We start from the raw sequence: 24,579 nt of genomic DNA on the forward strand, positions 1-24,579 counted from the left end.
TGGTGCACCGACGCAGCCCCTTGCTATGAGAGATGACTATGTTTGGTAAAGGCGGTATTGGCAATTTAATGAAACAAGCCCAGCAGATGCAGGAAAAAATGCAGCAGATGCAGGAAGAAGTCGCCAAATTGGAAGTTACCGGTGAATCTGGCGCGGGCTTGGTAAAAGTGACAATTAATGGGGCGCATAACTGCCGCCGGGTTGAAATCGACCCAAGCCTGTTGGTTGAAGAAGACAAAGAAATGCTGGAAGATTTGATTGCTGCGGCATTAAACGATGCAGCGCGTCGTATTGATGAAACGCAGAAAGAGAAAATGGCTTCTGTATCCAGTGGTATGCAATTGCCACCAGGCTTTAAGATGCCATTCTGATGCAAACCAGCCCACTCCTTGAGTCATTAATGGAGGCGTTGCGCTGTTTGCCGGGTGTAGGCCCGAAATCGGCGCAACGTATGGCATTCCAACTGCTACAGCGTGATCGCAGTGGTGGAATGCGACTGGCGCAATCTTTGACTCGTGCAATGTCTGAAATTGGCCACTGTGCTGATTGCCGTACATTTACCGAGCAAGATCGTTGCACTATTTGCTCCAATCCGCGTCGTCAGCAAAATGGTCAGATCTGTGTGGTCGAAAGCCCGGCAGATATCCATGCCATCGAGCAAACCGGCCAGTTTGGTGGGCGTTATTTTGTGCTGATGGGGCATTTATCACCACTAGATGGTATTGGTCCTGGCGATATTGGTCTCGATTTGCTGGAAAAACGGCTTGAAACTGAAACTATCAGTGAAGTCATTCTAGCGACTAACCCGACTGTTGAAGGGGATGCAACCGCTAACTATATTGGCCAGATGTGTGGTCAGTATGGGGTGCTCGCCAGCCGGATCGCGCATGGCGTGCCTGTTGGTGGCGAGTTGGAGATGGTCGATGGCACCACATTGTCCCACTCATTAGCCGGGCGTAATCCCATTAAGTACTAATCTCATCAAGTACAAGCTTATTAAATACCATCCTATTTAATCTGGTGGGCGATAGTTTTTATCATTGATTATCATATGAATATTTCTATTCCTGATATTCAGTGAATCGCCCCTGATTCTCTGTTTTTTTCAGCGTTACGACTTGAAACCATCCTCTATTGGCCCCACTTGATACTCATTGTTTGATTTTATATACCTGTCGGTAATTTGGATTGAGGTAATTAATGAGTATGAAAGGTCAAGAAACCCGTGGATTCCAATCTGAAGTAAAACAACTTCTTCATTTGATGATTCACTCGCTTTATTCCAATAAAGAAATTTTCTTGCGCGAGTTGATCTCCAACGCTTCTGATGCGGCAGATAAACTCCGTTTTCGCGCGCTGTCTAGCCCAGAACTGTTCGAAGGGGATGGAGAGCTGCGCGTGCGCTTATCTTTTGATAAAGAAAAACGCACTTTGACCCTAAGTGATAACGGCATCGGTATGAGCCGTGATGAAGTCATTGATAATCTTGGTACTATTGCAAAATCAGGGACTAAAGCATTCCTTGAGTCTATTGGTTCAGACCAAGCCAAAGATAGCCAGCTAATTGGCCAGTTTGGTGTGGGCTTCTATTCTGCTTTTATCGTGGCTGATAAAGTCACGGTTCGTACTCGTGCTGCGGGTGCCCCAGCAGATGCCGGTGTATTCTGGGAATCAGCAGGCGAGGGTGATTACACCATCGCGGATATCACCAAAGAAGATCGCGGCACAGAAATTACCTTGCACCTGCGCGAAGGTGAAGATGAATATCTGGATGACTGGCGTTTGCGCTCTGTTATCAGCAAGTATTCAGACCATATTGCACTGCCGGTCGAAATCCAAAGCAAAAATGAAGAAGATGGCACCGTAACTTGGGAAAAAATTAACAAAGCCCAGGCGCTGTGGACTCGCGGTAAAGCAGAAATCACCGAAGACGAGTACAAAGCATTCTACAAACACATCGCGCATGACTTCACTGACCCACTCATTTGGAGCCATAACCGCGTTGAAGGTAAGCAAGAGTACACCAGCTTACTGTATATCCCGGCACAAGCACCTTGGGATATGTGGAATCGTGACCATAAGCATGGTTTGAAATTGTACGTCCAGCGCGTATTCATCATGGACGACGCTGAGCAGTTCATGCCGAATTACTTGCGGTTTGTCCGCGGTTTAATCGATTCTAATGATCTGCCGCTGAATGTTTCGCGTGAGATTCTGCAAGACAGTCGTGTGACTCAGAATCTGCGCAGTGCGCTGACGAAACGTGTACTGCAAATGCTGGAAAAACTGGCGAAAGACGATGCCGAGAAGTATCAGCAATTCTGGCAGCAGTTTGGTATGGCGTTAAAAGAAGGCCCAGCGGAAGATGGCAGTAACAAAGATACCATCGCTAAGCTATTACGCTTTGCTTCAACCCATACCGACAGCTCCGCGCAGACTGTTTCATTAGAAGACTATGTTAGTCGCATGGCGGAAGGGCAGGAGAAGATCTATTACATCACTGCTGATAGCTATGCCGCGGCGAAGAACAGCCCACATCTGGAGCTGTTCCGTAAAAAAGGCATTGAAGTCTTGCTGTTATCTGATCGCATTGACGAATGGATGATGAGCTACCTGACTGAATTTGATGGCAAAGCTTTCCAGTCAGTCAGCAAAGCGGATGATTCACTGAATAAACTGGCCGATGAAGAACGTCCAGAGCAGCAAGAAGCGGATAAAGCGCTGGAGCCTTTTGTTGAGCGGGTGAAAACTCTGCTGGGTGATCGTGTAAAAGATGTCCGTCTAACACATCGTTTAACGGACACACCAGCGATTGTGACCACCGATGCTGACGAAATGAGCACGCAGATGGCAAAATTGTTTGCTGCTGCCGGTCAACAGGCGCCGGAAGTGAAGTACATCTTTGAGTTGAATCCAGAACATGGTTTGGTCAAACGTGCGGCAGATGTCGCTGATGACACTCAGTTTGCTGAATGGGTCGAGCTATTATTGGATCAAGCATTGCTGGCTGAACGTGGAACATTAGAAGATCCTAACCAGTTCATTCGTAGAATGAACCAGCTATTAACTGCTTAATTTAATATTAGAACGCCCCTGGCACATTATATGTCAGGGGCGTTTTTTTTATTTTATTTCAGTGGGTTATATTTAGACTTTCACGCATGATTACTGAACAAATGCCACGGGTTCGGTTAGCATGCCTTGAGCCAACCCCCCTGAAAATGGTATGGTTGCTTGTTTTCCGCAATTTCGATTTAATTTAAAAAAAACATATATACCCAATAGATTTCATGATGCAGGAAGTCGGTAAACGAGAGAAACCCGATGAGCTTACTTAAGTAAGTGATTGGGGTGACCGAGAGCAGGCAACACCTCTGCACCTGAAAGATGAAGGGTATAGAAAAACTACATAGCAAGGGGATTTACGCAATGCGTATCATTCTGCTGGGCGCTCCGGGCGCTGGTAAGGGTACTCAGGCTCAATTCATCATGGAGAAATACGGTATTCCGCAAATCTCTACTGGTGATATGTTGCGCGCCGCTGTAAAAGCAGGTTCTGAGTTAGGTCTGAAAGCGAAAGAAATTATGGATGCCGGCAAGTTGGTTACTGATGAACTGGTCATTGCATTGGTTAAAGAGCGCATCACACAGGACGATTGCCGTGACGGTTTCCTGTTAGACGGGTTCCCGCGTACCATTCCTCAGGCTGATGCCATGAAAGAAGCCGGTATCAAGGTTGATTATGTGCTGGAGTTTGATGTTCCGGACGATCTGATTGTTGAACGCATCGTCGGTCGTCGGGTACATGCTGCTTCAGGCCGTGTTTACCACATTAAATTCAACCCACCAAAAGTTGAAGATAAAGATGATGTCACTGGTGAAGACCTGACAATTCGTAAAGATGATCAGGAAGCCACGGTTCGTAAACGTCTGATTGAATATCATCAACAAACTGCGCCTTTGGTTTCTTATTATCGTAAAGAAGCTGATGCAGGAAACACACAATATTTTAAACTGGACGGAACCCGTAAAGTAGTAGAAGTCAGTGCAGAACTGGCGACTATTCTCGGTTAATTCTGGATGGTAAGATAGCTAAGGCGGCCTAGGGTCGCCTTTCTTATTTTACGGATATCGTCGAAAGTGTATTTACCTGTTCAAATAATCGGCGCAATACCCACAACAAGGACTTATGCATGATGCAAAGCAAGCTTGGCGTACTGATGGTTAATTTGGGGACACCGGATGCCCCGACACCCCAAGCGGTTAAACGCTATCTGGCTGAGTTCCTGAGTGACCGCCGGGTGGTTGATACTTCACCCTTGCTTTGGTGGCCCTTATTGCGTGGTATTATTTTGCCGATTCGGTCACCGCGCGTGGCCAAATTATACCAATCAGTGTGGATGGATGAAGGTTCCCCTTTGCTGGTTTATAGCCGGCGACAGCAAAAAGCACTAGCTGCGCGTATGCCTGATATTCCTGTCGAGTTAGGTATGAGCTATGGCTCGCCAAATCTACCTGATGCAATTGATAAACTATTATCGCAAGGCGTGACCAAGCTGGTAGTCTTGCCGCTTTATCCACAATATTCTTGCTCAACAAGTGCTGCGGTTTGGGATGCTGTTGCTCGTATTTTGAAAGGTTATCGCCGCTTACCATCAGTATCGTTTATCCGTGATTATGCTGAACATCCCGCTTATATCGCGGCACTGAAGCAAAGTGTTGAACGTGCTTTTGAGCAACATGGGAAACCTGATCGGTTAATACTCTCTTTCCACGGCATTCCAAAACGCTATGCCAAGCTAGGGGATGATTATCCACAGCGCTGCGAAGATACCAGTCATGCTTTGCGCGCGGGATTAACTTTGCCAGCCGAACAAATTATGATGACTTATCAATCTCGATTTGGCCGCGAGCCTTGGCTTACCCCCTATACAGACGAGACATTAAAAAGCCTACCTTCTCAGGGAGTGAAGCATATTCAGCTCATCTGCCCCGGTTTTTCTGCTGATTGCCTAGAAACGCTCGAAGAGATCAAAGAGCAAAACCGAGAAATTTTCTTACATGCGGGCGGTGAAAAGTTTGAATATATTCCGGCACTAAACGATGATGAGAGTCATATTGATCTTTTAGAACAATTGATAAAACAAGAGATTACTCCACTATCCTTGAATTCATAATTTTTATATATCAATAAGCCTCTGAGTGACCCGTCATTACACTTTTTTACCCGGCCTTTTGCTTGTAATGACTGTTTAGATGTATGAGAATTACATAATTATAAAGAATTGGCCTGTCATCATATTCTGTAACTTTTTGTTATAAAATTGATTTTTTAGGCTGACTGGAATGCTGAACTCAATAAACAGTACATTGGTAGCTGTAAGCCAAGGGCGGTAGCGTGCCTTAGTTTTAGTCGTTATCTCGCAATAAATTACGCAATATTGGCTTTCCTCTACTAGAAAAAGAACTAATCAATAGGCTTAATACTCATGAAAAATATAATTTAATCCAAGAGCTGGAAATTAAAATGTCAGTGTTACGAAAAAATATTTTTTCATTAATTTTATTACAGGGAAGTAATTATATTATTCCCCTTTTAACATTACCCTATTTAACTCGAGTCTTGGGAGTTGAGGGATTTGGTGTCTATAGTCTGACACTGTCATTAGCCCAATATTTTGTTATTTTAATCGACTTTGGATTTAATTTATCAGCATCAAAAAAAATAGCTGAACATCAAGATGAACCTGAGTATATATCCAAAGTTTTCTTTGAAACATTGTATTCTAAATCAATATTATGCTTGGTTTCTATTTCAATTGTAATTCTACTTGTCACGACAAATTCACATGCCGTCATTAAGAGTGAATTGATTTACACAATACTTATGCTCATTGGTACGACATTGATGCCAGTATGGTTTTTCCAGGGAATAGAAAAACTATCTGTTGTTACCAACTTAATGATAGTGGCAAAATTATCTATGTTGCCTCTGTTTTTTATATTTGTTCATAGTGATACTGATGTTAAGTATGCTGTAATGATCCAGTCATCAATGAATTTATTGGCAGGAATCATTGCTATAATATATATATATCGAAAAAAATTAGTAAGAACAGTTAACTTCTCTAGTTTGAGGGTTGTTTATACACTAAAAGATTCATTTCCTATCTTTTGTGCAACTCTGTCTATTAGTCTCTATACCATGAGTACGACAATTATCATTGGTATCTTCAGTAATGTATATGAAGTGAGTATCTTCACTGCGGCAGATCGAGTAAAAGGGGCAATTCTTGGTGTGTTTCTAGTCTTGGGAAGTGCATTCTATCCAAGAATAAATGCCTTACTTGTTAATAAAAAAGAGGAAGCTTACTCCTTAATAAGAAAGATATTTTATTGGCAAGGTATCTTATGCATTATAATAATGATTTTCGTTATAATTTTCGCTAAGCTGATAACGACAATAATGTTTGGACATGAATACTCAGAGGTTTCTAAACTTCTAATTTTATTTTCCCCAGTCTATTTACTGGTTATACAATCAACTGTTCTTGGTAATTATATTTTATTACCTCACGGACACCGGAAGTCCTATACCATCTTACCCATGGTTTCAGCAGTAATTCATATCCCTCTTTGTGCCTATCTTGCTTCTCAGTATGGTGCTTGGGGGGGCGTGGTTTCTATTATTGTGATTGAGTCTTTATCATTCATATGCTTAGTTATGATTCTTAAGAGAAAGAAACTGCTATTTGAAATTCTTTCGAGAAATAGAAATGGATAATAAAAAAATACTTTCATTAATTATACCTGTATACAATGTAGATAAATATCTTGATGCATGTTTAAACTCTGTATTCCTACAATGGGACCATACACTCGAAGTCATTGTTATTAATGATGGTTCAACGGATAATTCTCCTAGTATCATAAGAAACTATGGTGAAAAGTATGAATTTACCTACATTGACCAAGAAAATACAGGTATAGCAGCTGTAAGAAATAAAGGGATATCTATTTCGACCGGTGAATATATTGCTTTCTTAGATTCTGATGACTTATGGTGTGATGGAATATATAAAGTTATCAAGAAAATAGTTTTAGACAATTCACCAAGTTGTATTTTTTTTAACTATTCTGAAGTTTTAGGCGATAAGGAGAATCTATTCGAGCTAGCTAAAGAGAATAACTTTTTTGTCGATAAACTTGACTTTATAAAACTTAAAATAGCTAAAAGTGAAATGTTTTATGTATGGCGTTTTATTTTCAAAAAAGAAATTTTCAATAGTATCAACTTTGATGTTGGACGAAGATTTGAAGATCAATTATTGCTCCCGGTACTAATTAATAACTGTATTTCTATATTTGAATGTAAGAGTTTAATAGTTAAGTACAGACAGGTTTCAAGTAGTATTACTAAAAATCTAAATGTATTCGATCTTGGTGATAGTGAGTTTGGATTAAAACGTTTTAGAGATAACTATATAAAATATAAAAGTAAATATTGGGCTGTTGTTTTAGCAAATGTATTTATTTCTCATATATCAAAATGTGCTAGAGTATATCATTTAGATAAATCTGTAGCGTTGAAGAGTTTTAATGAATCTTACAAAATAGTCCCACTTAGACCTATTATACACTCCGGGAAATTAAAGCCAATTCTATATTATCTGTTCAAATATAAATTGTTTTTTAGATTAATCTCCTCTGTTGAACATGAGGTGAGAAAATAAGATGATAACAGTTACTATTTTCACCCCTACTTTCAATAGAGCACATCTATTAAAACGCTGCTATCTTTCAATCTTGGAGCAGAATAGAGATGATATCGAGTGGCTAATAATCGATGATGGTTCGACAGATAATACTCTAGATGTAGTTAAAGAATTTCAAAATGAAAGTAGATTAAAGATAAATTATATTTTTCAGGTGAATAGTGGAAAGCAAGCTGCTTGGAATTTAGCTGTAAAAAATGCAAATGGAAAATATTTCATCGGACTGGATTCAGATGATGCTCTTGTTACTAACTCTATCAGTAAGTTGCTTTCAATAAAGACAGTATTTGACGATAAAGAAATTATTGCAATTCGAGCTGTTTCAGTAAATTCAGAGACAATGAGACCTAATAATTGTTATTTATTCAATGCAGATAAAAAAAATTCATGGTTTGAAGAATTTAGCTCTGGAATTCGTGGTGAGCGGATTGATCTATTTAAAACGGAACTGTTACGAAAATATTTTTATCCGGTAGAATCTGGTGTGAATTTTATTCCTGAAATCTGGCTTTATAGTACAGTATCTAAAAATTATAAGTTTTATTATAGCTCGATATTAGTTCGTATCTTCTTTGATGATGAAAATACTAATCGACTAAGCAAATCGTCGATAACAAGACATGCTGTGGGCCACTATATATCTCGTAAAGCGTTACTGGATAATATGCCTAAAAAAATATGGTTATACCGACCACTAGATTTTATAAAGTCTGTGTTACGGCTTAATCAAGCTTTGACTATAATTGATAAAAAATATATTAATCATAGCAACTCCTCCATTTTAGTTAAAATTGTTGCATTTCCCGGTCTTATAATTAATAAGATTAAAAGGCAATAAGGGATTATATGAAAAAAATTGCTTTCTTTGGTGGTGATATCAGTCATACCGGTGGTACTGAGAGAGTTAGCTTGGCGCTTGCTAACTACCTTGTTAAAGAGGGTTACCAAGTCGTTATTATAAGTTTAAGCGGCAATGCTCCACCTAAATTTCATGTAGATGAAAGAATAAAGTTAGTATCGCTTTTTGATAAAAAAAGACGTTTTTCACTTGCTTATTTCTCTGTGGTTTTTAGATTACGTCGTATTTTAATAGACGAATCAATAGATGTAGTTATTGATGTTGATACAATGTTAGCATTGTTCAGTACCGTCTCTTTAGTGGGTACAAATATAAAACATATATCGTGGGAACATTTTAATTATAAAAGTAATTTAACTGTAAAATCACGAAAACTTGCTAGGATTATAGCCGCTAAATATGCTGATGTTGTAGTCACCCTAACAGAGAAAGATCGTGAGTATTGGTTAGAAGAGAATAAATATCCCGAAAAAATAGTATCAATATCGAATCCATTGCCTTTTGCGCCACAAAGTAGACTCAAAAATAAAGATACAAAAACAATTTTGGCGTTAGGCCGTCTGAACTATCAGAAAGGTTTTGATCTTTTACTTGATATTTGGGCAAAAGTCGAAGAAGTAAATAGTGATTGGGGGTTAGTCATTGCAGGAGATGGTGAGGATAAAAATTTATTATCTGAAAAAATCAATGAATTAAATTTAAAAAATGTAGAGTTACTTCCTTCAACTCCTAATGTCCGCGATTTGTATGATCAGTCTGCCATATATGTAATGACTTCTCGATTTGAAGGTTTCCCGATGGTGTTGCTTGAAGCCAAGGCGTGTGGATTACCTATAATTGCATATGACTGTGATACCGGCCCTTCTGAGTTAATCACCGATAATGAAGACGGATTTTTGATTCCCTTTGCTGATAGTAATACTTTTTCAGAACGTCTTATTCAACTGATGAATGATGACAATCTAAGGGAAGCGATGTCACTAAGGTCATTAGTAAACTCAGAAAAATATCAAATAGAAGCTACTATAGGTCGGAAATGGAAAATATTGATAGATAATATATAGCCATTATGGATAAAATATTACAGTCAATATTTTCATATAGGCTGAATACTGTAAGTCATAATATTTATTGTATGAATATGATAATAGGTAGCGAGGATTCTAGTGAATTTATTATATGTTATTACTGGGCTTGGTATGGGAGGGGCTGAAAAACAAACCGTTTTGATTGCTAACAAGATGCATGAGGCCGGGCATAATGTCATGATTATATCTCTTACTGGTGAGACTTTAGTCAATCCCAGGAATGGTGTTCAGTTAAATGAATTAAAATTAGAGAAAACACCTGTTAGCTTTTTTAAGGGTTTGCTTGAAGTTAGACGAATAATAAAAAAATTCGCGCCAGATATTCTTCATAGTCATATGTTTCATGCTAATGTATTTTCTAGAGTTTTACGGTTGTTTACTAATATTCCTGTTTTAATATGCACAGCTCATAATACTAATGAAGGAAGCTCTTTGCGGATGTTGGCATATAAATATACTGACAGACTGGCTTCTCTTTCTACCAATGTTAGCCAAGATGCTGTTGATTCTTTCATTCGTAAAGGTGCTTCTAGTGTTGACAGGATGATTGTTGTTTCAAATGGTATTGATACTTCTCAATTCGATTTTTCAGCAGATGATAGAAACACCAAAAGATCAGAGTTAGGAATTTTAGATGACACTCCAATATTGCTCAGTGTTGGAAGATTAACGGAAGCAAAAGATTATCCCAATTTACTAAAGGCATATTCTTTACTTCTTAAAGATAACAGTTTTTATAATGTACCTCGTCTTTTTATTGTCGGGACGGGACATCTTGAAAGTCATCTCAAGAGTATGGTCAAAGAGCTTAGCATTGAAAAATATGTAACATTTCTTGGGCAGAGAGATGATATAAGAGAGCTAATGTGTGCTGCAGATATATTTGTCTTATCTTCTGAATGGGAAGGCTTCCCACTTGTTATTACTGAAGCTATGGCATGTAAGAAAATAATTGTTGCTACGAATGCCGGTGGCATCACTGAGGCCTTGGGAGATTGTGGATCTATTGTGCCAGTAAAAGATCCTGAGAGTTTATCTCAAGAGATAAATAAAATGATAAAATTATCTAATGAAGAAAAAGAAGCGTTAGGTAATAGAGTCCGAGAGCGGATTATAAAAACAAATTCAATTGAGAAAATTATTGAACGCTGGATATCTATATATAATCAATATAAAAATAAAACAAGCTGATTTCATCTAAAGTAACAAGATATATTTATAGTTACTGTAGCTATAGATTGAATTGGGGTTAAAATGCCAAATTTAATATTGTTAATGTCAATTTTTTTTGTTGTATCTGTAATGCTAACGTATTTATTACGTGTTTATGCATTAAAGAATAATATTATTGATACACCTAACTCTCGTAGCTCGCATGTTATCCCAACGCCAAGGGGAGGTGGTGTCGCTATAGTTGTGAGTTTTCTCATTGGTATTATATTGTTCTATTTTCAAGGTTATCTGACCCTTTTACCCACTGTTGGGTTAATTATTTCTGGCGGAATAATTGCGCTAGTTGGATTTTGGGATGATCATGGACATATTGCTGCTCGTTGGCGTCTCCTTGCCCATTTTTCTGCTGCTGCATTCTTACTATTCTGTTTAGGGGGTTTCCCTGTATTAACTATCTCAGACTATACCATTGATCTTGGGCTCTTTGGCAGCTTGTTCGGTTTACTATTTCTGGTATGGATGCTGAATCTCTACAACTTTATGGATGGTATTGATGGTTTAGCAAGCGCCGAAGCGGTAACTGCCTGTATTGGCGCGATTGTTATCTATCTTATCAGTGGCGATCACATTGAACTGAATAGCTATTTGGTTCTTTGGTTACTCGCGAGTACTGTTTTAGGATTTTTATTGTGGAATTTCCCACCGGCAAAAATATTTATGGGAGATGCTGGTAGTGGATTTTTGGGACTAATTATTGGTTCTTTGGCGATAAGTGCCGGTTGGATAGAAACTAAATTCTTCTTCTGTTGGCTAATTTTATTAGGTTTATTTATCGTTGATGCCACCTGGACTTTGGTACGTAGAGTTCTTGGTGGTTTTAAAGTTTATGAGGCTCATCGGAGCCATGGCTATCAGATTGCCTCTAGGAAATTTAAACGTCACTTGCCAGTGACTTTACTTGCTATTGCTATCAATGTTGTCTGGCTATTTCCAATTGCATTGCTGGTTGGACTAAACATAGTTAATCCTATCATTGCATTGATTATTTCCTATACTCCTCTTTTGTATATTGATTATAAACTTAGTGCAGGAATCAATAATAACTAGCTGGTTAAATTTATAATTAAGAAACTCGGTTTATCCATTTTTTAATGGCGTATTTCGTCTTGGGGTTGGTACTCTATGTTTATTGTATTTTTGTTATCTTTACCAAGGCCTGTCAAACGAGTCATTATGTTGTTGTTAGATACTATTCTAATTGCTTTAGCATATTGGGGCGCTTTTTGGGTACGACTGGATGTAGATAGTCCATTTACCAGTGTTGAACAGTGGGTTGCCTTGGCTGTAATTATACCACCGACTCTTTTGGTTTATATAAAACTGGGTTTATATCGGACTGTACTACGCTATGTAAGTGCAAAGATCGTCAATGTGGTGATAGTCGGAGTTATATTATCCTCTGGTTTGCTGGTGTTGGGCTCTTACTTTTTAGGTGTATACTTACCAAGAACAGTCTCAGTCATGTTCTTTATTTTCTCAGCAGTTTTCATTTGCGGCTCTCGGTTATTCTTTCGAATGCTATTAAATTATGGTGTCAGGGGGCAAATCCCGGTAGTAATTTATGGAGCGGGTGCATCAGGCCGGCAACTCGTACCGGCTCTTATGCAAGCAAGTGAATATTTCCCCATCGCATTTGTCGATGATAATCCTAAGTTACATAAGGCTGTTATTCATGGTGTTACAGTCTACCCCTCAGAAAAACTTGAGTATTTAATTGGTCGCTATGGGATCAAAAAAATATTGCTTGCAATGCCAAGTGTTAGCCAGAGCCAGCGCCGAGCGGTAGTCAGTAAACTTGAAAATCTTTCTTGTGAAGTTCTCTCTATTCCTGGTATGTCTGACTTAGTTGAAGGTCGAGCACAAATCAGTAACTTGAAAAAAGTATCTATAGAAGAGTTATTGGGAAGAGATCCGGTGGTGCCGGATCAAAAATTATTAGCTAAAAATATCACTAACAAAGTAGTTATGGTGACTGGTGCTGGAGGGTCAATTGGCTCTGAGTTGTGTCGCCAAATTATTGTTGAAAAGCCAAGCTTATTAATTCTTTTTGATATTTCTGAGTTTTCTCTTTACTCCATTGAGAATGGAATAGCATCAATCTGTAGAAATCATCATATCGATACAAAATTTGTAGCACTGCTTGGGTCGGTACAAAGCGAGCAGCGCTTAGTCCAAGTAATGTCTAGCTTTAAGGTTAATACTGTCTACCATGCAGCCGCTTATAAACATGTCCCTCTGGTTGAGAATAATGTTATTGAAGGGGTTAGAAATAATATATTCGGCACTCTTTATTGTGCCAAAGCAGCAATCAAATCTGGAGTGGAAAAATTTGTTCTAATTTCTACAGATAAAGCGGTTCGACCAACCAATACCATGGGGGCGACCAAGAGAATGGCCGAGCTTATATTGCAAGCATTGTCGAAAGAGCAAGATAAAACGAAGTTTTGTATGGTTCGTTTTGGCAATGTTTTGGGGTCGTCAGGCTCTGTTGTGCCTCTCTTTAAGAAACAAATTGCAGAAGGGGGGCCAATCACTCTTACCCATAAAGACATTATTCGCTACTTCATGACCATTCCAGAAGCTGCTCAGCTTGTTATTCAAGCAGGTGCTATGGGGCAAGGTGGCGACGTTTTTGTATTGGATATGGGTGATCCCGTTAAGATTATCGATCTGGCTAAGCGGATGATTAACCTTTCCGGACTTTCAATTAAGAGTGAAGACAATCCTGATGGTGATATTGCAATAGAGATCTCAGGTCTACGCCCTGGTGAAAAGCTATATGAAGAACTGCTGATTGGAGAGTCTGTGCAAAATACTTATCATCCGCGAATTATGACAGCAACTGAAGTTATGCTGGAATGGCATAACTTGGAGGTTTTGCTAAATAGAATTGAAGCTGCCTGTAATGACTTTAATTATGAGTCTATTCGCTCTTTATTATTAGAGGCGCCTGCAGGATTTCAGCCAACAGATGGTATCTGCGACGTAGTTTGGCAAAAGACTCACGGCGAAAATGCAGAAAGTATGACTGTTCATTGATAGTTCGTGGGCTGTTCACTGGCTATGTTTGCATTTTGTTGTTTATGGAACTGATATGAAGACTATTGCATTTGTTATCACTAAATCAATCATTGGCGGTGCTCAAGGCTGGGTTCTTGAACAAGTTAAGCTACTCAAAGATGATTGCAAAATTATTTTGATAACCTCTGAGCCGGGGTGGCTCACTGAAACTATTGTTTGTGACAAAGTGGTTATTATTCCTGAGATTAGGAAAATGGCCAGCATCAAAGCTATTTACTCTTTATATAAAACTCTTAAAGATAATAAAGTTGATGTTGTTGTGTCTAGTTCGGCTAATGCCGGTCTTTATAGTCGATTGGCTCGTTTATTCTTACGCTTCCGTGGTGTCTATGTTTCTCATGGTTGGTCATGTATTTATAATGGCAATCTGTTGAGATTTATCTTCTGTTATATCGAAAAATTACTGTCATATATTACAGATGTTGTATGGTGCGTTTCTCAAAGTGATGCTGATAAAGCCGTTAATATTATCGGTATTAAGCCTGAAAAAATCGTGACCCAACTGAATGCTATAACACCACTAGTTGAGCGGCCAGATCGTCAGTGCCAGAATAAAATTATTTACGTTTGCAGATTAGCGTATCCCAAACGGCCTGACTTAATTTTAAAAGTTGCTGCAGCCAATCCTCAATATGATCTCGATATTGTTGGTGATGGTGAGTATTACCAAGAGCTTAAGAAAGAATATGATCGTTATGAGAATATTCATTTCTATGGTGAAATCAAAGGGTTCGATAAATTTAGTGAGTACGATGTTTTTGTATTAACGTCAGAAAGTGAAGGTTTACCAATGGCGGCCATTGAGGCAACAAGTGCGAGTCTGCCGGTGATTCTCAGTAACGTTGGTGGTTGCGGTGAGGTTGTCGATCAAAATGGCATTTTAATTGAGAATACGACAGAAGAGTTGGAGTCTGCACTTAATACTGTATTCGCAAATTATGATTCATTCTATAAAGCGGCTCAGAAACAAAAGAATAAATTTGATATAAATAGCGTTAAAGATAAATGTCGAGAAATTATTCTTGGTCAACAATACCAGCCTTAACTCATCAAATTGAATAGGTAAATTATGACTATTTTAGTGACCGGTGGTGCAGGGTATATTGGCTCACATACGGTATTAACTTTATTAGAACAAGGCGATGATGTTATTGTATTAGATAATTTATCTAATGCTTCAGCGGAATCATTGCTACGTGTAGCTAAAATCACTGGCCGAGATGCAATATTTTATCAAGGTGATGTATTAGATAGACATTGCCTTAAAAAAATATTTTCTGAGCACAAAATTGATGCCGTTATTCATTTTGCTGGTTTGAAGTCAGTTGGCGAATCAGTCGCTAAACCGATTGAGTATTATCACAATAATGTTACCGGCTCGATTATCTTGCTGGAAGAGATGGTTATTGCTGGTGTGAAAAAATTGATATTCAGCTCATCAGCCACGGTATATGGCGACCCTGAATGTGTACCGTTGACCGAAAATGCCCGTATTGGTGGCACTACAAATCCTTATGGTTCTTCCAAGGTCATGGTTGAACAAATATTAAAAGACTTCTCTTTTGCCCATCCAGATTTTTCTATTCGGGCACTGCGATATTTTAATCCGGTGGGCGCCCATCCATCAGGTTTAATTGGTGAGGATCCAAATGGGAAACCTAATAACTTGTTACCTTTTATCACGCAAGTTGCTATTGGAAAACTCCCTAAGTTAGCCGTCTATGGTAATGATTATCCTACCGTGGATGGTTCAGGTGTTCGGGACTATATCCATGTTATGGATCTCGCCGAAGGGCATCTTTGTGCACTGAATAAACTGACTAAAGGTTTCAAGGCCTATAATCTCGGATCCGGTGTTGGGTATTCAGTACTTCAGATGATCACGGAATTTGAACGTATATCCGGTAAAAAAATTCCTTTTGAGATAGTGGCGCGTCGTTCTGGTGATATTGCAGAATGCTGGGCAAGTGCAGAACTTGCTTTCAAAGAATTAGATTGGCAGGCCAAAAGAAACTTAACGGATATGTTAAAAGACGCATGGAAATGGCAGCAATCCAATCCGAATGGCTATGTTCGCTGAATACCTGATGAGTTGTGCTAAAATTCTTTATCTTTTCATTTCTAAATTTGTAACTCACAACAATGAAATTTCCTGGCAAACGCAAATCTAAACACTATTTTCCTGTTAATGCCCGCGATCCCTTATTGCAACCGGCTCAGACAGAAAATGAGGTGAGTACATCTTATATTGTTGGCATTGATCAGACGCTGGTTGATATTGAAGCGAAGGTCGATGAGGACTTTATTGTGCGTTATGGCCTTAGTCAGGGGCACTCTTTGGTTATCGAGGATGATGTCGCAGAGCGCCTTTATCAAGAACTGACGGCTAACGGACTGATTACTCATGAGTTTGCTGGCGGTACCATCGGTAATACGTTGCACAATTATTCTGTGCTAGCGGATGACCGTTCAATTTTGTTAGGTACCATGTGCAGTAATATTAAAATTGGTAGCTATGCCTATCGATATCTGTGTAACACCTCTAGTCGTACAGATTTAAACTATTTGCAGGCAGTTGATGGCGCTATTGGCCGTTGTTTCACTCTTATTACGGATAATGGTGAGCGAACATTTGCTATCAGTCCAGGCCAAATGAATCAACTACGGCCAGAAAGTATTCCTGAAGATGTCATTGCAGGTGCATCAGCGCTGGTCCTTACTGCTTATCTGGTGCGCTGTAAACCCGGTGAGCCGATGCCTGATGCGACTATGCAGGCTATTCGTTATGCGAAGAAACACCATGTTCCGGTGGTAATGACATTAGGAACGAAATATGTCATTGCAGATAATCCGCAGTGGTGGCGTGATTTCCTTAAGGAGCATGTTTCTATCGTAGCGATGAATGAAGATGAGGCCTATGAGTTAACGGGCCTGAATGATCCGTTAATGGCCTCTGATATGGCATTGAACTGGGTTGATTTAGTCCTTTGTACTGCTGGGCCTAATGGGCTGTATATGGCAGGTTATACAGAAGAGGCTAATAAACGCCAAACTCAACATCCATTATTACCCGGTGCCATTGCCGAGTTTAACTTGTATGAATTTAGTCGAGCAATGCGCAAAGAGCATTGTGATAATCCATTACGTATTTATTCTCATATAGCTCCTTATATGGGCGGACCTGAGAAAATAATGAATACTAATGGGGCCGGAGATGGTGCTTTATCTGCGGTATTGCATGACATTGCGGCTAATGGCTATCACCGTAATAATGTTCCTAACTCAAGCAAACATGTGCGTAGTTATCTGAGTTATTCTTCATTGGCGCAAGTGTGTAAATACGCTAATAGAGTAAGTTATCAAGTATTGAATCAGCATTCACCGCGTTTAACCCGAGGCTTGCCTGAGCGGGAAGACAGTTTGGAAGAGTCGTACTGGGAAAGATAATCGTCGTCAAATAAAGCAACAGGGCCAGCATATGCTGGCCCTGTTGCTTTATAATACAGAAATGTTTTTAAATTGGGCAAAGCGGGCGTTTGTCTTCTTCGGTCAGCGTTTCTATCTTCAACATATTAAGCATACTGTTGGCAATTTCACGTTCGCCCATCACAACCTGGTTCGCGCCACGATCCGAGATATAAACCACTTCGTCGTCATAATGGGCGCGAGCAATTATCTCAAGGTCTGGCCGTTTAATTCTGGCGGAGGCAACAATTTCCCCAGCTTCGTAACCATTTGGAATCGTCAGCAACAGCCAGCGGGCGCAATCTAAACGCGCCAGTGACATAATATCAGCGCTGGCAGCATTGCCTAATACTGCATTAATACCTTGCTCACGTAAGGCTTCAACTCTTGGTCGGGAATTCTCAATAACAACCAGTGGGATCCCTTCAGCATGCAGTTTTGCCCCTAATAGGCTGCCGACCCGACCATAGCCCACTAATAATGCATGGTTGCACAGATCGACAGGGATCTGTTTTTCCTCTTCGACAGCTTCTTCCAGAATCAGGTCTTCCATGGTCTCATTCTTGGCTAAATAGCGGTCTAACAGAGTAAACAGTAGCGGGTTGAGCATAATGGACAAAATTGCACCTGCCAGCACCAGATTACGGCTATGCTCTGACATTAACCCAAGCGAAATCCCAAGCCCGGCCAAAATAAAGGCGAATTCACCAATTTGTGCCAAGCTGACTGAAATGGTAAGTGCGGTGCGTTTTGAGTGGCCAAACAGCCGAACCAAAATAAATGCTGCTGCTGATTTCCCAATGATGATGATCGCCAATGAAGCGACTACTGCTAACGGCTCATGCACCAAGATCATCGGGTCGAACAGCATCCCGACCGAAACGAAGAACAGCACGGCGAAGGCGTCACGCAGTGGTAAGGTATCTTGCGCGGCTCGGTGGCTCAGTTCAGACTCATTCAATACCATTCCGGCGAAGAATGCACCCAGAGCAAAGGATACGTCAAATAGCCCTACAGCGCCGTAGGCAATACCGAGCGCCAATACCAACACCGCTAATGTAAACAGCTCACGGGAGCCAGTACTGGCGGTTTTGGCCAGTATCCATGGAACCAACCGACGACCCACAACAATCATCAAAGTAATAAAGGCAATGACTTTACCAATGGTAATTGCTAACTCAGTGAATAATTGGCTCAGGCTAGTGGTTTCATTTCCCATCACGCCAGCAAATGCCGGTAATAGGACCAGTGTGAGTACCATCGCCAGATCTTCGACAATCAGCCAGCCAATCGCAATTTGCCCTCGTTGACTATCAATGAGTTGCCGCTCTTCCAGTGCTCGCAGTAATACCACGGTACTGGCGGTTGATAGACAAAGACCGAAGACAAACCCAGCCATCAAGTCCCAGCCTAATAAATGAGATAGCCCCATTCCGAGTAAGGTGGCGACGGCTATTTGCGCCACCGCGCCGGGTATGGCGATGGCTTTTACTGCGAGGAGGTCTTTAAGCGAGAAGTGAAGTCCAACACCAAACATCAACAAAATAACACCAATTTCAGCCAGTTCAGGTGCTAATGAGGTATCAGCGACAAAACCTGGCGTGAATGGCCCGGCTAGCACCCCTGCGGCAAGGTACCCCACCAGTGGTGAGATGCGCAGGCGGTGAGCCAACGTGCCCAAGAGGAAGGCGAGAACAAGGCCTCCGACGATCGTGGTAATTAAGGGTGTTGAGTGGTGCATCCAGACTCCTTCTCGTTATACCCGCCATCTGTTAAGTTGCAGGTGTGTGGCTGTGTCCAAATCTGCTCCCGGCGCAAATCATTTGCCTGAGTAAGCTATCAAAATTGTGAGCCTGATGAGGGGCCCACTCTTCGGGCTTACGCTGCAAGTTAAGATCTATTGGGATATAGAGGGCGGTAGCATTTCACAGCAATAGCATCAGTTTATTGCATTTATGCGATCAATGCGCGATAAAAATTAAATTTTTATCGTTAAAAGACTAGTTTGGCATGAAAATTGTTTGAAGTGCTTGTTTGTGGGGGACTTGATGTTTTGATCACGATTACGTAGGGAACTCTCCCGACTGAAACATATGTTTCGGTCGGGATTATAAGGTCTTTACTATTACTTATCTTCTATATTAGGCAGTAAGGCAGTAAATATCCCCAGTAATGGCAAGAATGCACATATTTGATAAACCAGTTCAATACTGGTTAAATCCGCCACATACCCCAGTACAGCCGCACCTAATCCCCCCATACCGAAAGCAAAACCGAAGAATAAGCCAGATACCATGCCCACTTTCCCCGGAATCAACTCCTGCGCATATACTAATATTGCGGAAAAGGCCGATGCAAGGATAACACCAATGATCACGGTCAAAATTCCAATCCAATACAGAGATGCATAGGGTAAAATAAGGGTAAATGGTGCAACTCCTAAGATTGACCCCCAAATAACATATTTCCTCCCTATTCTATCCCCGAGAGGGCCACCAATTATGGTGCCGGCGGCAACAGCAAAGAGGAACACAAATAAATGTATCTGAGCATTTTGCACCGAAACACCGAACTTATGCATCAGATAAAAGGTGTAATAGCTACTAATGCTGGTCAAGTAGAAGTATTTAGAGAATATCAGCACCATTAAGATTGCTAACGTGCTAACAACCGTCTTTCTCGGCAGTACTTTTGCCGATGAGACCTTGATGACTTTGCCATGACTGGCTCTTTGTTGCTGTTGATACCATTTACTGACTTGCAATAGCACCACAATCGCCAGTAAGGCGGCGAGTGAGAACCAGCCAACATTGCCTTTACCGTAAGGCGCAATCAGGATTGCCGCTAACAACGGGCCGAGAGCGCTGCCGAAATTGCCACCGACCTGAAAAATGGACTGAGCCATACCATGGCGACCACCAGATGCCATACGAGCAACCCGCGAAGATTCCGGGTGGAAGACTGAAGAACCAGTTCCAACCAATGCTGCCGCCAGTAAAACCACAGGGAAAGTTGTGGCAACCGCGAGCAGTAAAATACCGGATAGGGTGAAACCCATGCCAATCGGCAAAGAATAGGGCTGGGGATGTTTATCCGTATACAGACCTATCAAGGGCTGCAATAGTGAGGCTGTCAGTTGATAAGTCAGGGTGATTAACCCTATCTGGGCAAAACTCAGTGAAAACTCGGCTTGTAATAGCGGGTAAATCGCCAGGATCAGCGACTGAATCATATCGTTGAGCAAGTGAGATACGCTGATAGCACCCAAAATAGAGAAAGAGGTGCGTTTTACAGAAGTATTAACGGAAGGCTGGAATTCCGTCTCAGAGCGATCGGTCATAATGAGTATTCGCCTAATAGTTTTCACTGTTAATAATATGTTGGTAACGAATACATATTATGCAGTTCGAATGATTTTTACTACTACTGACATAGTTTGATATATATTCCAAAGTTATGAAATTTGTACTTCCGTCATCACATTACAATACAAAGTGTGTCACAGTATCATCTTGATTTATCATGATATTGATATGTATCACCCAAATTTCACTCATTAAACTGGCATTTATCGCGCTGGTTTTTAACGACAACATGGAGATTTGCCATGCGTTTTTCATTACCAACCACAGCCTGTGTCTTAGCTGTGTCGCTGGCGTTTGCACCGGGATGGGCGGCGGCCTGGGAACAAAACAAAACTTACGACATTACTATTTTGCACACTAATGATCACCATGGGCATTTCTGGCAAAACGATTACGGCGAGTATGGTTTGGCGGCACAAAAAACAGTTGTTGATGAGATTCGCGAGCAAGTTGCTGCCAAGGGGGGAAGCCTGCTACTGCTCTCCGGCGGGGATATCAATACCGGTGTGCCTGAATCTGATTTGCAGGATGCCGAGCCCGATTTCCGTGGTATGAATCTGGTGGGTTATGATGCCATGGCTATTGGTAATCATGAATTTGATAACCCACTGAGTGTGCTGCGCCAGCAGGAAAAGTGGGCGACCTTCCCGCTATTATCCGCCAATATCTACCAGAAAAGTACCCAACAGCGGTTATTCAAACCTTATGCTTTGTTTGATAAGCAAGGGGTGAAAATTGCTGTGATTGGCTTAACCACTGACGATACCGCAAAGATCGGGAATCCTGAGTATTTCACGGATATCGAGTTCCGCGTGCCTGCGGTAGAGGCAAAGCAAGTTGTCGATCAACTGAGAAAAACAGCAAAGCCTGACATCATTATCGCCGCGACACATATGGGGCATTACGATGATGGCAAACATGGCTCTAATGCTCCGGGTGATGTCGAGATGGCACGCAGCTTGCCTGCTGGCTATCTGGATATGATAGTGGGTGGTCACTCGCAGGATCCGGTTTGTATGGCCAGTGAGAACCATAAACAGGCGAATTATGTACCGGGGACGCCTTGCGCCCCAGACAGGCAAAATGGAACTTGGATTGTGCAGGCTCATGAATGGGGTAAATATGTGGGGCGGGCCGACTTTACCTTCCGTAATGGTGAGCTAAAACTGGTGAGTTATCAGTTAATCCCGATCAATTTGAAGAAAAAGGTTGAGAAGGCGGATGGCACCAGTGAGCGAGTTTTTTATACGCAAGAGATTGCCCAAAACCCATCCATGCTGAAGCTTTTGACCCCATTTGAAGAGCAGGGTAAAGCACAGCTTGGTATCAAGGTGGGCAGTGTGAATGGCAAGTTGGAAGGGGATCGCAGCAAAGTCCGTTTCGAGCAAACCAATCTGGCCCGTATGTTATTGGTCGCACAAATGGAACGTGCGGGTGCTGATTTTGCCGTGATGAGTGGCGGAGGGGTTCGCGACTCTATCGAAGCCGGTGATATCACTTATAAAGATGTGCTTAAGGTTCAACCATTCGGTAATACTCTGGTTTACGCGGATATGAAAGGCCGTGAGGTTGAGAAGTATCTGGCGGTGGTGGCAAATAAAAAAGTAGATTCTGGCGCTTATGCTCAATTTGCCAATGTTAGCCTGGTGGCTGATGGTGAGGGGGTTAGCGAGGTGAAAATACAGGGTAAGCCGTTAGAGCCGAATAAAACTTATCGTCTGGCGACATTAAATTTCAACGCGCTAGGCGGTGATGGCTATCCGAAGATTGATACCTTGCCGGGTTATGTCAATACTGGTTTTATCGATGCAGAAGTTCTGAAACAGTATATAGAGAAACACTCGCCACTGGATGCCAGTCAGTATCAGCCGAAAGGTGAGATTGTTTATAAGTAAGCAGTGAATTTAGCAGCCTCCTTTTTACTTATGGAGGCTTATTTCACACCCATTGTTAAACCAACAGGTTTATCAATCTCTTTTTGCGATATCAGCAAAGGTGCCTTGCAGTAAACGGCATAGATCGGTTGCTGCTAATTCAATGTCTAAACCGCGCTTGCCGCCGGAGACATAGATAGTGGCATATTCTTGTGCCGGGCTATCAATCACGGTAGGTAGGCGTTTTTTCTGCCCTAATGGACTAATGCCACCGACTAAATAGCCAGTGCTGCGTTGTGCCAATTGCGGGTCGGCCATTTCGGCTTTTTTTGCCCCCAATGCGCGGGCCACTTTTTTTAGGTCAAGTTGAGTGGCAACTGGCGTCACGGCTACCGCCAGATTTTTGGCATCGCCATTTAATGCAACCAACAAAGTTTTATAGACTCTTTCTGCATTGAGCCCCAACTTTTTAACCGCCTCATCACCAAAGTTGGTTTCTGTGGCATCGTGGTGATAAGGGTGCAAGGTGAAAGGAACTTTTTGTTTTTCCAGCAAAACGACTGCAGGTGTCATAATAAACGTCCGATTTAAAATGAAGATTTATTCCAGTGGATTATCCGACATATCAATATTGGCGTGAGGTTAAAAATTAACCTAACAAAATCAGCATAATGATCAAATGTCATGCAGGTTATGATGAATGTCGGTTGCTAATCTAATCGTCAGGTTGCTACCCTGTACTTGCTGCTCATATTATCCGCAAGGAATATGAGAGCTTAATAACTAAAATAATGAAAATTCCTCTTTGACTGGCCGATAGCGATATCGGCCATTTTTTTATTGCAGGCCGGATTTCAATAGTTCTGGAAGATTTCCTTCACCGTATAAATGTAGCGCCCCGACCGCCACCACGTAGCGCCCGGACGGTAATTGTTCCAGTTGCTGTTGCCAGCGTTTGTTGCGCTGAATCATTAGCACGTCATACAGGCCCTGGCTAAAGGTTGGCGCCAGTGTGCTCAAATCATTGACCGGATGATGCTCCAGCCACCAGCTCATCATAGTTTGCAGCAGGCGGGCGTTGGTGTGCCAGTGGGTTAAGGTATCCAGCAGTAAAGACATGCCGTTGTCTGGCAATGTATCGAGTAAATCGAGCTGCATTTGCGCACCTTCCAGCTCAATAACGTTTTTTCTCTGTGCCGCGGCCGCTTTCAATAGTTGGTAATCGATGCCGTATTCACCACGTAATCCTAAACGTTGGGCCTGACGGGCCTGAAGCATTAAGGCAACCTGCCATGCAGGCAGAAACGCCATTGACTGAGGGTCACTACCCAATTCTTCGCAGCGTTGCAATAACTGTTGATAGTACTCTTCAGATAATCGGTCGACTAATGGTTCATCAAGATTATCGTTACCAAAGGGTGAGGCGGTTTCAGTGATATCAGCTTCGACAATAAGGGCATCAGCCTGATTCAACTTATTGAGCAGCGTATGGGGAAGGGGAAACATACCTTCGGTTCCCATATGAATGCTACCGACCAGGTGAAAGTGACGTTCACCGGGTAACGTGATATCCAAAGCGGGGTAGGTATAGCTCGCCGGGACAGTGATGCCCAGAAATTTTGCCATGCGGCGTAATAATTGGCCCATGTGGTTCCCTTATTAGCGTTTTCTAACATGCTAAACGCTAAATGGCGCACAAGAAAGTGTTGTGCGCCATTAGGTTATCGGGAAAGCCCCTTTTACTTAAAGTCTCAGTGTTGCTAGCGGCATGCCGTTATCCGCAGCTCTCACCTATTCGGAGTCGCTACAAGCCGTGTTCACTCGCAGCCTATACTATAG

Annotated in this window: 20 protein-coding genes; 16 read left to right on the forward strand and 4 right to left on the reverse strand. The window is 41.5% G+C overall.

Features of this window, described 5'->3' with window-relative positions; genetic code table 11:
* Positions 1-38: 38 nt before the first annotated feature.
* The 15 genes from DJ58_RS03560 (at position 39) to DJ58_RS03490 (ending at position 17,483) form a co-directional block, all read left to right on the forward strand.
* Positions 39-371 (forward strand): YbaB/EbfC family nucleoid-associated protein, encoded by a 333-nt coding sequence (locus DJ58_RS03560; RefSeq protein ID WP_019081276.1) that lies wholly within the window; start codon positions 39-41, stop codon positions 369-371.
* Complete coding sequence (gene recR / locus DJ58_RS03555) at positions 371-976, forward strand: recombination mediator RecR (protein WP_004707655.1); 606 nt, start codon at positions 371-373, stop codon at positions 974-976. Before DJ58_RS03560 ends, recR begins: the two co-directional genes overlap by 1 nt.
* Before the next feature lie 230 nt (positions 977-1,206).
* Entirely contained in the window at positions 1,207-3,075 is a 1,869-nt protein-coding gene (gene htpG / locus DJ58_RS03550) for a molecular chaperone HtpG (protein WP_004707658.1), read from the forward strand.
* Positions 3,076-3,429: 354 nt separating this feature from the next.
* Positions 3,430-4,074, forward strand: coding sequence for an adenylate kinase (adk, locus tag DJ58_RS03545; RefSeq protein WP_004707659.1), 645 nt, complete (start codon positions 3,430-3,432; stop codon positions 4,072-4,074).
* A 119-nt stretch (positions 4,075-4,193) separates the two neighbouring features.
* Positions 4,194-5,177, forward strand: coding sequence for a ferrochelatase (gene hemH, locus DJ58_RS03540; protein ID WP_004707661.1), 984 nt, complete (start codon positions 4,194-4,196; stop codon positions 5,175-5,177).
* 350 nt (positions 5,178-5,527) lie between these two features.
* The gene (locus DJ58_RS03535) at positions 5,528-6,784 is read left to right on the forward strand and encodes a flippase (protein ID WP_004707664.1); all 1,257 of its coding nucleotides are present in this window, start codon (positions 5,528-5,530) and stop codon (positions 6,782-6,784) included.
* Entirely contained in the window at positions 6,777-7,733 is a 957-nt protein-coding gene (locus DJ58_RS03530) for a glycosyltransferase family 2 protein (RefSeq protein ID WP_032910684.1), read from the forward strand. Before DJ58_RS03535 ends, DJ58_RS03530 begins: the two co-directional genes overlap by 8 nt.
* 1 nt (position 7,734) lies before the next feature.
* Positions 7,735-8,613, forward strand: a complete 879-nt coding sequence (locus tag DJ58_RS03525; RefSeq protein WP_004707668.1) for a glycosyltransferase family 2 protein — start codon at positions 7,735-7,737, stop codon at positions 8,611-8,613.
* 8 nt (positions 8,614-8,621) lie between these two features.
* Entirely contained in the window at positions 8,622-9,698 is a 1,077-nt protein-coding gene (locus DJ58_RS03520; RefSeq protein WP_004707669.1) for a glycosyltransferase family 4 protein, read from the forward strand.
* A gap of 102 nt (positions 9,699-9,800) precedes the next feature.
* Positions 9,801-10,913 carry a glycosyltransferase gene (locus DJ58_RS03515; protein ID WP_004707671.1) on the forward strand — a complete coding sequence of 371 codons (1,113 nt, stop codon included), beginning with the start codon at positions 9,801-9,803 and terminating at the stop codon, positions 10,911-10,913.
* Positions 10,914-10,976: 63 nt separating this feature from the next.
* Complete coding sequence (locus tag DJ58_RS03510; protein WP_032910685.1) at positions 10,977-12,002, forward strand: MraY family glycosyltransferase; 1,026 nt, start codon at positions 10,977-10,979, stop codon at positions 12,000-12,002.
* A 75-nt stretch (positions 12,003-12,077) separates the two neighbouring features.
* Positions 12,078-13,994 (forward strand): polysaccharide biosynthesis protein, encoded by a 1,917-nt coding sequence (locus DJ58_RS03505; protein WP_071985020.1) that lies wholly within the window; start codon positions 12,078-12,080, stop codon positions 13,992-13,994.
* 55 nt (positions 13,995-14,049) lie between these two features.
* Positions 14,050-15,081: a glycosyltransferase gene (locus DJ58_RS03500; protein ID WP_004707675.1), complete on the forward strand. Its 1,032-nt coding sequence runs from the start codon at positions 14,050-14,052 to the stop codon at positions 15,079-15,081.
* Positions 15,082-15,105: 24 nt separating this feature from the next.
* Complete coding sequence (gene galE / locus DJ58_RS03495) at positions 15,106-16,116, forward strand: UDP-glucose 4-epimerase GalE (protein ID WP_004707677.1); 1,011 nt, start codon at positions 15,106-15,108, stop codon at positions 16,114-16,116.
* Positions 16,117-16,178: 62 nt separating this feature from the next.
* On the forward strand, positions 16,179-17,483 hold the full coding sequence (locus DJ58_RS03490) for an inosine/guanosine kinase (RefSeq protein ID WP_004707679.1): 1,305 nt from the start codon (positions 16,179-16,181) through the stop codon (positions 17,481-17,483).
* A gap of 67 nt (positions 17,484-17,550) precedes the next feature.
* Here DJ58_RS03490 and ybaL read toward each other — a convergent pair whose 3' ends face one another.
* Together ybaL and rosA are read right to left on the reverse strand one after the other, a co-directional pair.
* Complete coding sequence (gene ybaL / locus DJ58_RS03485; RefSeq protein ID WP_032910686.1) at positions 17,551-19,242, reverse strand: YbaL family putative K(+) efflux transporter; 1,692 nt, start codon at positions 19,240-19,242, stop codon at positions 17,551-17,553.
* A 384-nt stretch (positions 19,243-19,626) separates the two neighbouring features.
* Entirely contained in the window at positions 19,627-20,841 is a 1,215-nt protein-coding gene (gene rosA / locus DJ58_RS03480) for an MFS transporter RosA (RefSeq protein ID WP_004707682.1), read from the reverse strand.
* 267 nt (positions 20,842-21,108) lie between these two features.
* Here rosA and ushA point away from each other — a divergent pair, with 267 nt between their 5' ends.
* The gene (ushA, locus tag DJ58_RS03475) at positions 21,109-22,761 is read left to right on the forward strand and encodes a bifunctional UDP-sugar hydrolase/5'-nucleotidase UshA (protein WP_004707687.1); all 1,653 of its coding nucleotides are present in this window, start codon (positions 21,109-21,111) and stop codon (positions 22,759-22,761) included.
* Positions 22,762-22,833: 72 nt separating this feature from the next.
* On the opposite strand, the gene ybaK is transcribed toward ushA, so the two are convergent.
* Positions 22,834-23,313 carry a Cys-tRNA(Pro)/Cys-tRNA(Cys) deacylase YbaK gene (ybaK, locus tag DJ58_RS03470; protein ID WP_004707688.1) on the reverse strand — a complete coding sequence of 160 codons (480 nt, stop codon included), beginning with the start codon at positions 23,311-23,313 and terminating at the stop codon, positions 22,834-22,836.
* 264 nt (positions 23,314-23,577) lie between these two features.
* On the reverse strand, positions 23,578-24,387 hold the full coding sequence (locus DJ58_RS03465) for a TraB/GumN family protein (protein WP_004707690.1): 810 nt from the start codon (positions 24,385-24,387) through the stop codon (positions 23,578-23,580).
* Positions 24,388-24,579 lie beyond the last annotated feature (192 nt).

It is taken from the genome of Yersinia frederiksenii ATCC 33641 (assembly GCF_000754805.1).
Taxonomy (GTDB): Bacteria; Pseudomonadota; Gammaproteobacteria; order Enterobacterales; family Enterobacteriaceae; genus Yersinia; species Yersinia frederiksenii.

What these genes read in the sequence shown, in the direction of transcription:
- DJ58_RS03560 (WP_019081276.1), top strand. Translation starts at nt 39, where the DNA reads ATGTTTGGTAAAGGCGGTATTGGCAATTTAATGAAACAAGCCCAGCAG.
- recR (WP_004707655.1), top strand. Translation starts at nt 371, where the DNA reads ATGCAAACCAGCCCACTCCTTGAGTCATTAATGGAGGCGTTGCGCTGT.
- htpG (WP_004707658.1), top strand. Translation starts at nt 1,207, where the DNA reads ATGAAAGGTCAAGAAACCCGTGGATTCCAATCTGAAGTAAAACAACTT.
- adk (WP_004707659.1), top strand. Translation starts at nt 3,430, where the DNA reads ATGCGTATCATTCTGCTGGGCGCTCCGGGCGCTGGTAAGGGTACTCAG.
- hemH (WP_004707661.1), top strand. Translation starts at nt 4,194, where the DNA reads ATGATGCAAAGCAAGCTTGGCGTACTGATGGTTAATTTGGGGACACCG.
- DJ58_RS03535 (WP_004707664.1), top strand. Translation starts at nt 5,528, where the DNA reads ATGTCAGTGTTACGAAAAAATATTTTTTCATTAATTTTATTACAGGGA.
- DJ58_RS03530 (WP_032910684.1), top strand. Translation starts at nt 6,777, where the DNA reads ATGGATAATAAAAAAATACTTTCATTAATTATACCTGTATACAATGTA.
- DJ58_RS03525 (WP_004707668.1), top strand. Translation starts at nt 7,735, where the DNA reads ATGATAACAGTTACTATTTTCACCCCTACTTTCAATAGAGCACATCTA.
- DJ58_RS03520 (WP_004707669.1), top strand. Translation starts at nt 8,622, where the DNA reads ATGAAAAAAATTGCTTTCTTTGGTGGTGATATCAGTCATACCGGTGGT.
- DJ58_RS03510 (WP_032910685.1), top strand. Translation starts at nt 10,977, where the DNA reads ATGCCAAATTTAATATTGTTAATGTCAATTTTTTTTGTTGTATCTGTA.
- DJ58_RS03505 (WP_071985020.1), top strand. Translation starts at nt 12,078, where the DNA reads ATGTTTATTGTATTTTTGTTATCTTTACCAAGGCCTGTCAAACGAGTC.
- DJ58_RS03500 (WP_004707675.1), top strand. Translation starts at nt 14,050, where the DNA reads ATGAAGACTATTGCATTTGTTATCACTAAATCAATCATTGGCGGTGCT.
- galE (WP_004707677.1), top strand. Translation starts at nt 15,106, where the DNA reads ATGACTATTTTAGTGACCGGTGGTGCAGGGTATATTGGCTCACATACG.
- DJ58_RS03490 (WP_004707679.1), top strand. Translation starts at nt 16,179, where the DNA reads ATGAAATTTCCTGGCAAACGCAAATCTAAACACTATTTTCCTGTTAAT.
- ybaL (WP_032910686.1), bottom strand. Translation starts at nt 19,242, where the DNA reads ATGCACCACTCAACACCCTTAATTACCACGATCGTCGGAGGCCTTGTT.
- rosA (WP_004707682.1), bottom strand. Translation starts at nt 20,841, where the DNA reads ATGACCGATCGCTCTGAGACGGAATTCCAGCCTTCCGTTAATACTTCT.
- ushA (WP_004707687.1), top strand. Translation starts at nt 21,109, where the DNA reads ATGCGTTTTTCATTACCAACCACAGCCTGTGTCTTAGCTGTGTCGCTG.
- ybaK (WP_004707688.1), bottom strand. Translation starts at nt 23,313, where the DNA reads ATGACACCTGCAGTCGTTTTGCTGGAAAAACAAAAAGTTCCTTTCACC.
- DJ58_RS03465 (WP_004707690.1), bottom strand. Translation starts at nt 24,387, where the DNA reads ATGGGCCAATTATTACGCCGCATGGCAAAATTTCTGGGCATCACTGTC.